This is a genomic window from Pseudokineococcus lusitanus, from assembly GCF_003751265.1.
GTDB classification, from domain to species: domain Bacteria; phylum Actinomycetota; class Actinomycetes; order Actinomycetales; family Quadrisphaeraceae; genus Pseudokineococcus; species Pseudokineococcus lusitanus.
In genome coordinates this window covers 441,165-455,543 of the sequence record NZ_RJKN01000002.1, presented here as the reverse complement: position 1 = coordinate 455,543, position 14,379 = coordinate 441,165, and the positions used below count along the sequence as shown (strand labels likewise).

The 14,379-nt window shown below is 76.0% G+C and carries 14 protein-coding genes; 10 read left to right on the top strand and 4 right to left on the bottom strand.

Going from position 1 to position 14,379, the window contains the following annotated elements:
- Positions 1–311: 311 nt before the first annotated feature.
- Positions 312–1,070, top strand: a complete 759-nt coding sequence (locus tag EDC03_RS05315; protein WP_123379141.1) for a MerR family transcriptional regulator — start codon at positions 312–314, stop codon at positions 1,068–1,070.
- Between the two features lie 61 nt (positions 1,071–1,131).
- On the opposite strand, the gene EDC03_RS05310 is transcribed toward EDC03_RS05315, so the two are convergent.
- Positions 1,132–1,515 (bottom strand): winged helix-turn-helix transcriptional regulator, encoded by a 384-nt coding sequence (locus tag EDC03_RS05310; RefSeq protein ID WP_123379140.1) that lies wholly within the window; start codon positions 1,513–1,515, stop codon positions 1,132–1,134.
- 81 nt (positions 1,516–1,596) lie between these two features.
- Here EDC03_RS05310 and EDC03_RS05305 point away from each other — a divergent pair, with 81 nt between their 5' ends.
- The gene (locus EDC03_RS05305) at positions 1,597–2,007 is read left to right on the top strand and encodes a RidA family protein (protein WP_241967037.1); all 411 of its coding nucleotides are present in this window, start codon (positions 1,597–1,599) and stop codon (positions 2,005–2,007) included.
- Between the two features lie 55 nt (positions 2,008–2,062).
- On the opposite strand, the gene EDC03_RS05300 is transcribed toward EDC03_RS05305, so the two are convergent.
- Positions 2,063–2,818: an SDR family NAD(P)-dependent oxidoreductase gene (locus EDC03_RS05300; RefSeq protein WP_123379139.1), complete on the bottom strand. Its 756-nt coding sequence runs from the start codon at positions 2,816–2,818 to the stop codon at positions 2,063–2,065.
- A 174-nt stretch (positions 2,819–2,992) separates the two neighbouring features.
- Between EDC03_RS05300 and EDC03_RS05295 the strand changes: the two genes are divergently transcribed.
- Positions 2,993–3,433 (top strand): DoxX family protein, encoded by a 441-nt coding sequence (locus EDC03_RS05295; RefSeq protein WP_199719951.1) that lies wholly within the window; start codon positions 2,993–2,995, stop codon positions 3,431–3,433.
- Between the two features lie 135 nt (positions 3,434–3,568).
- On the top strand, positions 3,569–4,681 hold the full coding sequence (locus EDC03_RS05290; protein WP_199719950.1) for a spore photoproduct lyase family protein: 1,113 nt from the start codon (positions 3,569–3,571) through the stop codon (positions 4,679–4,681).
- An 18-nt stretch (positions 4,682–4,699) separates the two neighbouring features.
- On the opposite strand, the gene EDC03_RS05285 is transcribed toward EDC03_RS05290, so the two are convergent.
- Together EDC03_RS05285 and EDC03_RS18385 are read right to left on the bottom strand one after the other, a co-directional pair.
- On the bottom strand, positions 4,700–5,392 hold the full coding sequence (locus EDC03_RS05285; RefSeq protein ID WP_123379137.1) for a GOLPH3/VPS74 family protein: 693 nt from the start codon (positions 5,390–5,392) through the stop codon (positions 4,700–4,702).
- Positions 5,393–5,510: 118 nt separating this feature from the next.
- A complete protein-coding gene (locus tag EDC03_RS18385) occupies positions 5,511–6,032 on the bottom strand; it encodes a TetR/AcrR family transcriptional regulator (RefSeq protein ID WP_123379136.1) in 522 nt (173 codons plus the stop codon).
- A 126-nt stretch (positions 6,033–6,158) separates the two neighbouring features.
- Here EDC03_RS18385 and EDC03_RS05275 point away from each other — a divergent pair, with 126 nt between their 5' ends.
- The 6 genes from EDC03_RS05275 (at position 6,159) to EDC03_RS05250 (ending at position 14,360) form a co-directional block, all read left to right on the top strand.
- Positions 6,159–7,721, top strand: coding sequence for an MFS transporter (locus EDC03_RS05275; RefSeq protein WP_123379135.1), 1,563 nt, complete (start codon positions 6,159–6,161; stop codon positions 7,719–7,721).
- 192 nt (positions 7,722–7,913) lie between these two features.
- Complete coding sequence (locus tag EDC03_RS05270) at positions 7,914–8,603, top strand: vitamin K epoxide reductase family protein (protein ID WP_123379134.1); 690 nt, start codon at positions 7,914–7,916, stop codon at positions 8,601–8,603.
- A gap of 67 nt (positions 8,604–8,670) precedes the next feature.
- Positions 8,671–10,098: an adenylosuccinate lyase gene (purB, locus tag EDC03_RS05265; protein ID WP_199719949.1), complete on the top strand. Its 1,428-nt coding sequence runs from the start codon at positions 8,671–8,673 to the stop codon at positions 10,096–10,098.
- A gap of 78 nt (positions 10,099–10,176) precedes the next feature.
- On the top strand, positions 10,177–11,673 hold the full coding sequence (locus EDC03_RS05260) for a S8 family serine peptidase (protein WP_123379133.1): 1,497 nt from the start codon (positions 10,177–10,179) through the stop codon (positions 11,671–11,673).
- A 128-nt stretch (positions 11,674–11,801) separates the two neighbouring features.
- Positions 11,802–12,698, top strand: coding sequence for an NAD-dependent epimerase/dehydratase family protein (locus tag EDC03_RS05255; protein WP_123379132.1), 897 nt, complete (start codon positions 11,802–11,804; stop codon positions 12,696–12,698).
- A gap of 90 nt (positions 12,699–12,788) precedes the next feature.
- The gene (locus EDC03_RS05250) at positions 12,789–14,360 is read left to right on the top strand and encodes an insulinase family protein (RefSeq protein WP_123379131.1); all 1,572 of its coding nucleotides are present in this window, start codon (positions 12,789–12,791) and stop codon (positions 14,358–14,360) included.
- Positions 14,361–14,379 lie beyond the last annotated feature (19 nt).

Below are 14,379 nucleotides of genomic sequence, written 5' to 3'. Positions count from 1 at the left end.
CGGGGTGCGGGTCGCGCGCGAGGCACTGGCTACGCACCCCCGGCAGCCTGACGGCTGCTGGGGGTGCTCGCCTGACGTGCCTGCCGCGCGACCCGCACCCCGGCGCTCGTCCGACCGGTGCGCCTTGTCGGGCGGGCGCACGGTCGTCTCCGCGCGGCGGGGTCGAGGTCGCCGTCGGCACGTCGGGGCGGCGTCTCGGGGCGCTGGGGTTGTCGTCCGGGCTTGCGGTTGACGCTGCGTCAGTCCTTAGCGTCCGGCGGGCCGGGGGGAAGGGCCCGCCGGTGCCGTGGTGAGCGGGAGGGGCAGCAGGGATGGCGTGGACGACCGCCGAGGTGGCGCGGATGTCGGGGACGACGGCGCGCACGTTGCGGCACTACGACGCCGTCGGGCTGCTCGTGCCCGCCGGGACCGGGGCGGGCGGGGTCCGGCTCTACGAGCGGGAGCACCTGCTGCGGCTGCAGCGGATCCTCCTGCTCCGGGAGCTCGGGGTGCCCGTCGCCGTCGTCGGGCAGGTGCTCGACGGGGAGCGCGACGAGGTCGCGGCCCTGCGGGCCCACGCCGACCGGCTCGAGGAGGAGGGGGGCCGGCTGGCCCGCCTCGCCGAGACCGCCCGTCGCACCGCGGCCCACCTGGAAGGAGAGGGCGACATGACCGAGCAGCAGTTCTTCGAGGGGCTGGCGAGCGACCGCGACCGGTACGAGGAGGAGCTCGTCGGCCGGCACGGCGAGGGCGTCCGGGCCGCGTTCGCCGAGGCGCGGGAGCGCACGGCCGGCTGGAGCCGCGAGGACTACGAGCGCGGCGGGCGCGAGCACCGCGAGCTCGCCGAGCGGATGGGGGCGGCCAAGCGGGGCGGTGCGGCACCGGGGGACGACGCCGTCCAGGCGCTCGTCGCCGAGCACCACGCCGCCGTCGCCGCGCACTGGACGCCGGACCGCACCGCCTACCGCGGCCTGGCGGACACCTACGTCGAGGACGAGCGCTTCCGCGCCTACTACGACGACGTCGAGCCGGGCCTCGCCGCCTGGCTCCGCGAGGCGATGGGTCTCTGGGCCGACGCCCACCTCGCCTGAGCGACGGGTGGCTGCACGAGGACGCCTTCTACCGCGTCGTCGTGCAGCCACCCCGGGGCTGTCAGGCGTCGAGGGCGTCGTCGTAGGCGCGGCGCGCCGCCTCGATGCGGGGCATCTGGACGTCGGCCCACGCGAGCAGCGCGTCGACGGGCTCGCGCAGGGTCTTGCCGAGCGGGGTGATCCGGTACTGCACCGCGAGGGGGCGGGTGCCGAGGACCTGGCGCTCGACGACGCCGTTCCGCTCCAGCCGGCGCAGCGTCGCCGTCAACGACTTCTGCGTCACGGGCGGCAGGGCCCGCCGCAGCTCGGCGAAGCGGCACGGCCGCTCGCACAGCTCGCCGAGGACGCCGAGCGACCACCGGTCGAGCACCTGGTCGAGCAGCTCGCGGTGCGGCCGGCCGACGTGGAGGGCGTCCTCGCGTGCCGCGGGCGCGGTATCCGTCATGACACCTGGTCTCGTGGAAGTGGTCGGGCCTCGGCCCGTAGGAAGACGGGGTCCGTCCGACCCCGTCAGAGGAGACCCGCCGTGGCCGTCCAGCGCCTCGCCCCCGAGGGCATGATGCAGCCCGTCCCGTACGCCCACGTCGCCGTCGGCACCGGCAGCCGCCACGTGCACGTCGCCGGCCAGGTGGCCCGTACGCCCGACGGCCGCCCCGTCGCCGAGGGCGACCTCGCCGGCCAGGTCGCGCACGTGCTGCGCGCCACCGCCCGTGGCCTCGCCGCCGCCGGCGCGACGTTCGACGACGTCGTCCGGCTCACCTTCTACGCCGCCGGGTGGGAGCCCGGGCACATGGGCGCCTTCATGGCGGGCGTCGAGGCCGTCGCGGAGGAGGTGGGCCTCCCGACGCCGATGCCGCCCGCCTCGCTGGTCGGCGTCTCGGTGCTCTTCGAGCCCGACGTCCTCGTCGAGCTGGAGGCCACCGCGGTCCTCGACTGACGGGACGGGGGTAGGGACGGCGGCACGACGACGCGTCGTCGTGCCGCCGTGCACGTCAGCGGGCGCTGTACCCGCCGTCGACCAGGTGGTAGCTGCCGGTCACGAAGGCCGCGTCGTCGCTCGCGAGGAAGGTGACGAGCCCGGCGACCTCCTCGGGCGTGCCCAGGCGACCGACGGCGTGGGCGGCGGCGAGCGCCGCGCGCGAGGGCTCGTCGAGGGTCGCCTCGACGAGCGGCGTGGCGATGAAGGCCGGGCCGACGGCGTTGACCCGCACGCCCTGCTCGGCGTGCTCCCACGCCGCCGACTTCGTCAGGCCCACGACGGCGTGCTTGGCCGCCACGTAGGCGCTGGAGCCGGCGAAGCCGACGCTGCCCAGCACCGACGCCATGTTGATGATCGACCCGCCGCCGACGGCCGCCATGGCGGGGATCTCCGCCTGGAGGCACGTGAAGACCGACACGAGGTTCACGTCGATGACTCGGCGCCACGCGTCGGCGGGGTAGTCGGCCACCGTGGCGGCCGGCCCGCCGATGCCGGCGTTGTTGACGGCCACCTTGAGAGGGCCCATCTCGCCGGCGGCGGCGACCATCTCGGCGACGCGCCCCGCGTCGGTCACGTCGACGACGAAGGGCCGTGCCGTCCCGCCGGCAGCCGTGATCTCGTCCGCCACGGAGCGGGCCGCGTCCTCGTCGAGGTCGGCCACGAGGACCGCGGCCCCGCTCGCCGCGAGGGCCAGTGCCACCGCCCGGCCGATGCCGGACCCACCGCCCGTCACGACCGCGGACCTGTCCTGGACGTCGTACTGCGCCATCGTCTGCTCCTGCCGCTCGTCGGCGCCGACGGTCGGCGCCCTGCGTCGCCGGGCCCGGACGGGGCGGCAGTTCGCTGCCGTCGCGCCGTCGGGCGTGCCGCGCGCACCGCTAGGCTTATCAGTCATTGAGGGCTCATGCATCTGGCCCGCCCGTCGACCCCACCGGAGGACCCCGTGCCGCTGCCCGCCCCCGTCCAGGACGTCGCCCTGCTGCTCGCCCGCCTCCTCGTCGGCGCGGTCCTCGTGGCCCACGGCTGGGACAAGCTCGCCGGCCAGGGCGTCGCCGCCACGGCGGGCTTCATGGGCTCGCTCGGCGTCCCCGCCCCCCAGGTCGCGGCGGTGGCGGTCGGCGTCCTCGAGCTCGTCGGCGGGCTCCTGCTCGTCCTCGGCGCGGCGACGGCCGTCGTCGGGCTGCTCGTCGTCGTCGACATGGCGCTGGCCGCCTGGCTCGTCCACGCGGAGAACGGCGTCTTCGTCACCGACGGCGGGTGGGAGCTCGTCGGGGTCATCGCGGCGGTGTCGCTCGCGCTCGCCGCGGCGGGCCCCGGCCGGGCCAGCGTCGACCACGCCCTCCTCGGCCGCCGCTCCCGTGGCCGCCGCCGCGTCGCCCGCTGACCCCGATCCCCTTCGGCGCCCCCACGCCGGTCTTCGTGCACTTCCACCTCCTGAGGCCGCCCCGAGGGCGGTGGAAGCGCACGAGCACCGGGAGGGGGGCGGGCGGCTGTCGGTGGCCCGGGCGAGCATGGGGGCGTGAGCACCTCGGCGTCCGACGGCACGGCGGCCCGCCCCGCGCCCACCCGGGCGCCGGGCGAGCTGCTCGACGTCCGCACCATCTACGCCGAGCCGGCGGCGCTGGCCCTCGACCGGGGGCGGCAGGTCGTCGAGCGGTGGCCGCGCGCCGAGGTCGTCGAGGTGCCGTCCGCGCAGCGCGTCCAGGGCCTGCACGACGACGCCGCGAGCGTCGACCGGTGGGTGCGCGTCAAGACGGAGGTGCTCGCCCTCGGCGTCCGCAAGACGCTGACCGCGCGGCGCAACGAGCGGTCCGCCAACTGGATCGCGCCGTCGACGGCCAACGGCTGCGCCATGGCCTGCGCGTACTGCTACGTGCCGCGGCACAAGGGGTACGCCAACCCCATCACCGTCTACGCCAACATCGACCAGGTCGTCGGGTACCTGCAGCGGCACGTCGCGCGGCAGGGGCCCAAGCCGGGGCCGGACCAGTGCGACCCGCACGCGTGGGTCTACGACATCGGCGAGAACAGCGACGCGTCGGTCGACGCCGTCGTCAGCGACAACGTGCGCGACCTCGTCACCGCCTTCCGCGACCTCCCGACGGCCAAGGCGTCCTTCGCCACCAAGCAGGTCAACCGCGACCTCCTCGACTACGACCCGCAGGGCCGTACCCGGGTGCGCTTCTCCGTCATGCCGCACCGGATGGCGCGGCTGCTCGACGTCCGCACGACCCCGGTCGCCCAGCGGGTCGCCGCCGTCGACGACTTCGTCGCCGCCGGCTACGAGGTGCACCTCAACCTGTCGCCCGTCGTCGTCCACGAGGGCTGGCTCGAGGAGTGGGCCGAGCTCCTCGACGAGCTCGACGACGTCCTCTCGCCGGCCGCCAAGGCCCAGGCGGCTGCGGAGGTCATCCTCCTCACCCACAACGCCGGGCTCCACGAGGTCAACCTCGGGTGGCACCCCAAGGGCGAGGAGGCCATCTGGCGTCCGGACATCCAGGAGACCAAGCGCTCCCAGAACGGCATGGAGAACGTCCGCTACCGCGCCCGGTGGAAGAAGGTGTGGCTGCAGCGGCTGCTCGACCTCATGGCCGAGCGGACGCCCTGGCTCACCGTCCGCTACGCGTTCTGACGGGGCCGGTCCTCACGGTCAGCTCGACGCGGCGCCCGTCGCGACGGCCGACGTCGTCACCATCATGACGACGAGCGCCATCTCGTCGACCGCCTTCTTCACGGCGTCCGAGGCCCACGCCCCCTCCGCCAGCTCGGCGAGGCGGCGGTCGGTGGCACGGCGGTCCGCGTCGGGGAAGACCTCCCGCCGCATCCCGAGGGCCTTGACGAGCGACGCGAGGGCCGCCGTCCGGGCGTCGGGGGTCGTGCCGACGACGACGGCGTCGTGGAGCCGCTGCCGCACCCGCTGCTCGGGCCCGCCGTCGGCCTCCGGGTAGCGGGTGTACGAGAAGAGGCCGAGGGCCTTCCGCTCGTCCCGGGCGAGGACGCCGCGCTCGACGAGCCGGTCGAGCGTCGCCGGCCGCGCGGCGCGGCCCAGTCCGCCGAGCCAGCTCTTCGGGGGCTTCGGGCGGCGGGCCCCGGCGACCTCGGCCAGCGCCGCGTCGAGGACCGGCTCTCCCGTCGGTGCCGGGTCGACGACGACGAGGTCCTTCTCGCGCACCTCGACCCGCCCGCGCAGCGACAGGTCGAGCATCACCGCCCCGCCCAGGCCCGTGTCGAGGGAGCCGTTCCAGGTGTGGCCCTTCTCGTCGTCGTACGCGAGCAGGACGAGCTCCTCCGGCAGCGTCAGCTCGTGCTCGACGTCCGGGGCGGGTCCGCGCGCGTCAGCCATGCCGGGAGGCTAGGGCGGTGGGCCGCCGGGCGGCAGGCGTCGGTCGCCACCCGCCGGGGCGCCGGGTCGCCGACCTGCGACACCCGGAGCGGGCGACCGACGAAGGTCGGGCGGCGCCTCAGGGGCGCAGGGCCGCCAGCAGGTCGTCGACGGGCACGGGGCCGACCTGCTCCGCGCCCGTGAGGGCGGCCAGGTAGAGCCCGTCCCCGACGAGCTGGACGAGGCGGGCGCGGGCGGGGTCGCCCAGCTCGTCGAGCAGCGCGGCGTACCAGGCGTCGTCGATCTCGGCGAAGACGGCGCGGGCCAGGTCGGCGGCCTCGTCGCCGCCGGCGATGCGCAGGGCCGCGACGTAGGTGCGCGACAGGCCGCTCGTCGCCTCGATGGGCGGCGCGGACGTCCGCAGCCACACGTCCGTCGCCCCCTCGGGGGCCGTGCGCATGGACTCGGCGTCCGCCTGGGCCCGCACGCGCAGCCGCTCCAGCAGGCCCGTGACCAGCGCCTCCTTGCTGGGGAAGTGGTACAGGAGACCGCCCTTGGAGACCCCGGCCGCCGACGACACCGCGTCGAGCGTGGCCGCCGCGGGCCCGGTGTCGACGAGCAACGTCTCGTAGGCGTCCAGGACGCGGTCGCGTGCCGTCATCCGGGCAGCGTAGCCAGCGGCGAGGAATAGACCGTCCAGCCGGTACAGTTCACCGACCGGACGGTCCAGCAGGGCCGTCGTCGAGCACCGTGCGCCGAGGGCGCCCCGACGTCCGAGGAGGACACCATGACCGCCGCCGTGACCGCCCCCGCCCTGCGCGAGCGCCCGCCGGCGCCCCCGCGCATCAGGCCGGGCCAGTGGGTCGCGCTCGTGGCGCTGGTGCTGCCCACCGTCCTCGTCGCGGCGGACGGCACGATCCTGTCCTTCGCCCTGCCGACCATCAGCACCTCGCTCGCGCCGACGGCGTCCCAGCTGCTGTGGATCGTCGACATCTACCCGCTCGTCCTGGCGGGCCTCCTCGTCGCGATGGGCTCGCTCGGCGACCGCGTCGGACGTCGTCGGCTGCTCATGGTCGGGGCCACGGGCTTCGGCGTGCTCTCCGTCGTGGCCGCGTACGCGCCGAGCGCCGGCGCGCTCGTCGGCGCCCGGGCGGGGCTCGGCTTCTTCGGCGCGATGCTCATGCCCTCCACGCTGGCGCTCCTGCGGACCGTCTTCCCCGACGGCGGCCAGCGCCGCCTCGCGGTCGCCATCTGGGCGACGGGCTTCTCGGCGGGCGCCGCGGTCGGCCCGGTCGTCGGCGGGGTGCTCCTCGAGCACTTCTGGTGGGGCTCGGTCTTCCTGTCCTCGGTGCCGGTCATCGCGCTGCTCGTCGTCGTCGGCCGCCGCGTGCTGCCGGAGTCGAAGGAGGCCTCGCCGGGGCCGCTCGACCTCCCCTCGGTGCTGCTGTCCCTGCTGACGATGGTGCCGCTCGTGTACGCCGTGAAGGCCGCCGTCGGGTCGGCGCCGTGGACGACGGCGCTCGCCGCCGCGGTGCTCGGGACGGTGAGCCTCGTGCTCTTCGTCCGCCGCCAGCTGACCCTCGCCGACCCGCTGCTCGACCTGGGCCTCTTCCGGCTCCCGGTCTTCAGCGCCTCCGTCGCGGCGAACCTCATGAGCATCTTCGCCTTCGCCGGGCTGCTCTTCTTCACCGCGCAGTACCTGCAGCTCGTCGTCGGGCTGTCGCCGCTCGTCGCCGCGGCGCACCTCGTCCCGGCCATGGTCGCGACCGTCGTCACGGGGCTGCTCGCGGTGCAGCTGGCGAAGCGGTGGTCGCTGCGGGTCCTCGTCCCCACGGGGCTCGCGACGTCGGCGCTCGGCTACGCCGTCGCCACCCAGCTCGGCGGCGGCCCCGAGGCGGCGCTGCTCGTCGCGGCGTCGGTCCTCGTCGGTGCGGGCGTCGGACTCGCGGAGACGCTGACGAACGACGCCATCCTCACCGCGGCGCCCGCCGGGCGGACCGGTGCCGCGTCCGCGGTCTCCGAGACGGCCTACGAGCTGGGCGCCGTCCTCGGCACCGCGGTCCTCGGCAGCGTGCTCGGCGCCGTCTACCGCTCGCACCTCCTCGTCCCGGCCACGGCCTCGGCCGAGGCCGTGGACGCCTCGACCCAGACGCTCGGCGGCGCGGTCGAGGCCGCCGGCGCCCTCGGCGGGGCGGACGGCGACGCGCTGCTCGCCTCGGCGCGCGACGCCTTCGCCGCGGGCGTCGACGTCACCGCGGCCATCGGCGGCGTCGTCGTCCTCGCCGCCGCGGTGCTCGTGGCCCGGGCGCTGCGCGAGCGTCGCCCGGCGGACGCCGTCCGCGAGGGCTGAGCCCGCGGGCGGACCTGTACAACCGCCGCCCGGCGGGGATGGCAGGCCGCTGACCTGCGGCGACGCTGGCGGCGGCCGACCTGTGCAGGTCCGTCGGGGGTCACCCGTCCGGATGCTCCGGACGGGTGGCCCGGGGCGTCCGGCCAGGTCGTTCCCAGCGGCGGCCCAGGGTCGGCGACCTACCCTCGTGGTATGGCCCTCACCGACCGCTCGTCCCGGGGCGGCGACGCCCTCCCCGCCGGTGCCGACGAGCCGGTCGACGACACCTGGGACGACGGCGACCTCGCGCCGGAGCCCGTCCTCGGGGACCGGCGCTTCGGCGTCTGGCTCGTCGTCAGCGGGGCGATCGGCCTCGTCGCCGCCTTCGTCCTCGCCGTCGAGCGCTTCGCGCTGGCGGAGGACCCCACGTACGTCCCCTCCTGCAGCATCAACCCGGTGCTGTCGTGCGGCAGCGTCATGGCGACGCCGCAGGCCGCGCTCCTCGGCTTCCCCAACCCCCTCATCGGGGTGGCGGCCTTCCCGGTGCTCCTCGCGCTCGGCGCGGTGCTCCTCGGCGGCGGCCGGCTCGCGCGGTGGGTGCAGCTCGGGCTGCAGGTCGGCGTGACCGCCGGCACCGTGCTCGTGGGCTGGTTGATCGCGCAGAGCCTCTACTCGATCAACGCGCTGTGCCCGTACTGCATGGTCGTGTGGGCGGTCATGGTGCCGCTGTTCTGGACGACGACGGCGCGGACCCTCGAGCAGGGCGCGCTGCCCGCGCCGTCCGGTCTCGTGCGGGCCGTCGTGGACCTGCGGGTCCCGCTCGTCCTGCTGTCGTACGCCGTCGTCGTCGCCCTCGTGGGCACCCGCTTCTGGGACTACTGGCAGACGCTGCTGCCCTCCTGAGCCACCGGACCTCCGCCGCCCGCTCCGGCGGCGCGGCGCCGGCCCGACGTCTGGGACGATCGGGGCCGTGACCGACGCGCCCGCCGCCGCCCAGCCCACCCCGACCCCGCTGGCCGACGCGGGCATCCCGCTCGGCGCGCTCGACGGGCGCTACCGCGGCGTCGTCGCCCCCCTCGTCGAGCACCTCTCCGAGGCCGCGCTCAACCGCGAGCGGGTCCGCGTCGAGGTCGAGTGGCTGCTGCACCTCACGCGCGTCGTCCCGGGCGCGCCGCAGCCGACGCCGGAGGACGTGACCGCCCTCCGCGGCCTCGTCGAGCGCTTCGACGCCGACGCCGTCGCCGAGCTGGCCGCGCTGGAGCGGGAGACCGCCCACGACGTCAAGGCCGTCGAGTACTACGTGGCCCGCCACCTCGAGGGCACGTCGCTGGAGGACGCCGCGGCGCTCGTCCACTTCTGCTGCACGAGCGAGGACGTCAACAACCTCGCCTACGCGCTCATGGTCCGCGGCTCGGTCACGCAGGTGTGGCTGCCCGCCGCGACGGCGCTCGTCGACCAGCTCGCGCAGATGGCGCACGAGAGCGCCGACGTGCCCATGCTCGCCCGCACCCACGGCCAGCCCGCGACGCCGACGACGCTCGGCAAGGAGCTCGCCGTCCTCGCGCACCGGCTCCGCCGCCAGCTCCGCCGGGTCGAGGGCGCCGAGTACCTCGGCAAGCTCAACGGCGCCACGGGCACCTTCGGCGCCCACGTCGCCGCGCTGCCGGACGTCGACTGGCCCGCCGAGGGCCGCGCGTTCGTCGAGCACCTCGGGCTCACGTGGAACCCGCTGACGACGCAGATCGAGTCGCACGACTGGCAGGCCGAGCTCTACGCCGACCTCGCCCGCTTCAACCGCGTGCTGCACAACCTCTGCACGGACGTGTGGAGCTACATCTCCGTCGGCTACTTCCGCCAGCAGCTCGGGGCCCACGGCTCCACGGGCTCGTCGACGATGCCGCACAAGGTGAACCCGATCCGCTTCGAGAACGCCGAGGCCAACCTCGAGGTCTCCAACGCGCTCCTCGACGTGCTCGGGCAGACGCTCGTCACGTCGCGGCTCCAGCGCGACCTCACCGACTCGTCCATGCAGCGCAACATCGGCACGGCCGTCGGCCACTCGCTGCTCGCCGTCGACAACGTCCGCCGCGGCCTGCGGGGGCTCGACGTTGCCGCCGACGCGATGGCCAGCGACCTCGACGCGACGTGGGAGGTGCTCGGCGAGGCCGTGCAGTCGGTCATGCGCGCCCAGGCCGTGGCCGGCGTCCCCGGCATGGACGAGCCGTACGAGCGGGTCAAGGAGCTGACCCGGGGCCGCCGCGTCGACGGCGCCGCGATGCAGGAGTTCGTCGCCGGTCTCGGCCTGCCCGACGACGTCGCCGCCCGCCTCGCCGCCCTCACGCCGGCGACGTACACGGGCCTCGCCGGCCGCCTCGTGGGGGAGCTCGACCGCCCCTGACGCCGGGCGGGCCACCGGCGCGACGCCGACCTGTCCGGACCCGTTCCCTTTGTCGTTGCCCGGGCGTACGGTCCGCCGGTGACCTCACCCTCCCGCCGCACGTCCCGCGCCCTCGCTGCTGCCGCCGCCCTCGCCCTCGCGGGGGCGGCCGCGGCGACGGCGGTGGCCGGCCCGGCCGTCGCCCAGCCGCTCACCCGCACGACGCCGGCCCCCGGCCTCATGAGCTACGTCGTCAACACGGACGCGAGCGTCGCCGACGTCGCCCGCGCCCGCCTCGCCGTCGCGCGCGCCGGCGGCAGCGTCGTCGTCGACTACCCCGAGATCGGGGTCGTCGTGGCCCGCTCGACCGCCGCCGACTTCCCCGCGCGGGTCCTCGCCAGCCCGTACGCCCGGGTCGTCGACTCCGTCGGCCCGACACGGACGACCCCCGTCGTCGAGGGCCTGCCCGGCCGCGACCGCGGCCCCGTGGCCGGCCGCGAGCGGACGGACCTGCGCGGGCTCGGCGGCCGCACCGCCGTCGAGGCGGCGCAGGTCAACGTGCCCGACCCGGGCGAGGCCGTGCAGTACGACATGGCCGCCATCGGCGCCGACCGCGCCAACGCCGTCGAGCCGGGCAGCCCGGACGTCGTGGTCGGCGTCCTCGACGACGGCATCGACGACAGCCACCCCGACCTCGCCGGCCGGGTGGACCGCAGCCTCTCCGGCGACTGCACCGGCGGCGGCCGCTTCGACGGCAGCGCGGGCGCGTACCTGCCGACGGCGGGGAGCTACCACGGCACCCACGTCGCGGGCACGATCGGCGCCGCGGACAACGGCGTCGGCATCGTCGGCGTCGCGCCGGGCGTCACGCTCGCGGCCGTCAAGGTCGTCAGCGACGAGGGCTTCATCTACCCCGAGTCGGCCATCTGCGGCTTCATGCACGCCGCGGAGGAGGGCTTCGAGGTGACGAACAACAGCTACTACGTCGACCCGTGGGAGTTCTGGTGCGCCGACCAGGCGAGCCAGGCCGCCGCCCGGGAGGCCGTCGCCAAGGCCGTCGCGTACAGCCAGGAGCAGGGCGTCGTCAGCGCCGCGGCCGCGGGCAACTCCTCGTACGACCTCGCGCACAAGACGACGAGCGGCTCGAGCCCCAACGACAGCACGCCCGTCCAGCGGCCCGTCATCGGCTGCCTCGACCTCCCGACCGAGCTGCCGGGCGTCGTCACCGTCTCGTCGACGACGTCGGCCGGGGCGCTGTCGTCCTTCTCCAACTACGGCGAGGGCGTCGTCGACGTCGCGGCCCCGGGCAGCTCCGTCGTCTCGACCTTCCCGCTCTCCGTCTCGCCGTCCGGCTACGCCTCCATCTCCGGCACGTCGATGGCCTCGCCGCACGTCGCCGGGGTGCTGGCGCTGCTCGCGACGACGCACCCGGACGCGACGCCGGCCGAGCTGACCGCGCTGCTCGAGGAGCAGGCCACCGACGTGCCCTGCCCGGCGACGGCGCCCGCCACCAAGCCCTGCACCGGCGGCGCCGAGGACAACGCCTACTTCGGCGAGGGCCTCGTCGACGCCTACGCGGCCGTCACCGTCCGCTGAGCCCGCCCGTCGTCGGTGCTCCCGCGCAGGGGGCGGGGGCACCGACGACGACGGCGACCGGGTGAGCCGGCGGCTGCCGTCCCCGCGCCGGGGTGCGGCCGGGACCGACTGCTGCCACGGTCCTCGCTGTGAGCGTTGACACCCCCTCCGGCCGTGCCCGTCGCGTCGTCGTCACCGGCGCCGCCGGCAAGCTCGGCCGGGCCGTCGTCGCGGACCTCCGTGAGCACGGCTGGGACGTCCTGCCGGTGGACCGCGAGCGGACGCCGCACGCGCCCGAGGACCTCCTGGTCGTCGACCTCACCGACCAGGCGCAGGTCGTCGAGGTGATCGCGGGGCGCACCGACGAGCGCGAGGGCCCGGTCGACGCCGTCGCCCACCTCGCCGCGGTGCCGGCGCCCGGGATCGTGCCGAACTCGGCGACCTTCACGAACAACATGACCGCCGCGTGGAACGTCCAGACGGCCGCGCGCGCCGCCGGCGTCCGGCACGTCGTCTGGGCCTCGAGCGAGACCGTGCTCGGCCTGCCCTTCGACGAGGCGCCGCCGTACGCGCCCGTCGACGAGCGCTACCGCGCGCGCCCCGGCTCCACCTACTCGCTCGTCAAGACGCTCGAGGAGGAGATGGCGCACCACCTGTGCCGGTGGGACCCGCAGCTGACGATGGTGGGGCTGCGCTTCTCCAACGTCATGGAGCCGCAGGACTACGCGCGCTTCCCGTCCTTCGACGCCGACCCGATGCTGCGCAAGTGGAACCTGTGGGGCTACATCGACGCCCGCGACGGCGCCCAGGCCGTCCGGAAGGGCCTCGAGCTCGACCGCCCCGGCGCGCACGTCGCGATCATCGCGGCGGCCGACACGGTGATGAGCCGCTCCAGCGCGAGCCTCCTCGCGGAGGTCTTCCCGGGTGTCGAGGTGCGCAAGGACCTCGGCGAGCACGAGACGCTGCTGTCCATCGACACCGCCCGCGAGCTCCTCGGCTACGAGCCCGAGCACTCGTGGCGGGACGTGCGGACGACGTCGGCCTGAGCCCCGCCGCGACCGCCGGGTGACGCCCGGACCGGTGACGTCGCCGGAAAGGGCGTGCGCCGGCGCGTGCCCGGCGGTGAGCATGCCGGGGTGACCACCTCGACCTCCTCCGCGGGCCACGACGCGACCACCGTCGGCCGGACGACCGGCCGCCGGACCCGCTGGACCGAGGTCGACGGCGTGCCCGTCGTCTCGGTGGAGGCGCCGGGGGAGCTGTCGGCGGGTCTCGTCCTCGGGGTCGGCTGGCGTGACGAGCCCTACCTCCGGCGGGGCGTGACCCACCTCCTCGAGCACCTCGTCATGCGCGAGGTGCACACCCGGAGGGCGGCGGTGGGGGCCTCGGTGGACGTCCTGTCGACCGAGTTCCACGTCAGCGGCTCCCCGGACGTGGTCGTCACCTTCTTGCGCCGGGTCTGCGAGCTCCTGGCCGACCCGCCGACCGACCACCTCGCCCTGGAGCTCGACGTCCTCGCCGCCGAGGAGCGGGAGGACGGCGGACCGGATCTCGGCGCCACCCTCCTGGCGGAGCGCTTCGGCCGGCGTCGGGCGGGGCTGGCGGCCCTGGTCGAGCCCGCGACGGCGACCCTGGACGCGTCCGCCGTCAGGGAGTGGGCGGCGCGCTGGGCGGTCGCCGGCAACGCCTGCGTCTGGCTGTCCGGGCCGGTGCCGGGGCACCTCGCCCTGCCCCTGCCGCCGGGCCGACCGCCGTCGGTCGACCGTGGCGAGCTGCCGGTGGGTGCGCCGCTCCCGGCCCGCCTGTCGCTGCCGGACGTACCGGTCGCCGTGACCGCCGTCGTGCCGCACGCCGTCGCCACGTCGATGGGGGCGAACCTGCTCGAGGAGCGTCTCGTGACGGAGCTGAGGACCCGCAGAGGCCTCGTCTACGACGTCGACGTGGACCTCCTCCGCCTGTCGGACGGGGAGCGGCACCTGCTCGTGACGGCCGCGCCGCCGGAGGGACGTGAGGGGCAGGTCGTGGACGTGGTGAGGTCGGTCCTCCGCGACCTGGCCCAGCGCGGCCCCTCGGCGGCCGAGCTGGCCGAGGAGGTCGAGATCTTCTGCGAGGACCCCGGCGAGCAGCCCGACCCCGAGCGGCTCCGGGGCTACGCCCGGTGGCGGGCGGAGTGCCGGGTGCTGGGGTGGGCGGGCGAGGAGACGGCCGACATCGACGAGGAGGCGCGGTCCGTGCGCCCGGAGGACGTCCGCGACGTCTTCCGCGCGGTGGAGCGGTCCGCGCTCGTCGTCGTCCCGGAGGAGACGGACGCGGAAGAGCGCGTCGCCGACCTCTCGGTGTGGCCGACGTCGTCCCCGACCACCGTGACCGGGCGGACCTACCTGCCGCGGTGGTGGAAGGGCGTGCCGCGGCGCGCGCGGCTCGTCGTCGGCGAGGAGGGCGTGACGCTCACGACCGGCCCCGACCACCGCGCCACCGTGCGGTGGGAGGACGTCCTCGGCCTGCTGGAGGACGACAGCGAGGGCTTCACGCACGTCCTCGTCGGGACGACGGCGACCGTGCCGCTGGACGGCGGCGACTGGCGCGGCGGCGGTCGGGCGATGGCCGAGGTGCTCCGGCACGTGCCGGAGCACCTGCGGGCGCGGGCGGACGCGCACAGCGCCTCGGGCCACGGCGCCCTCGCCGGGGCCGGTCCCGCCCCGGGCTGACCGGCGCCCCCGCCCGCGG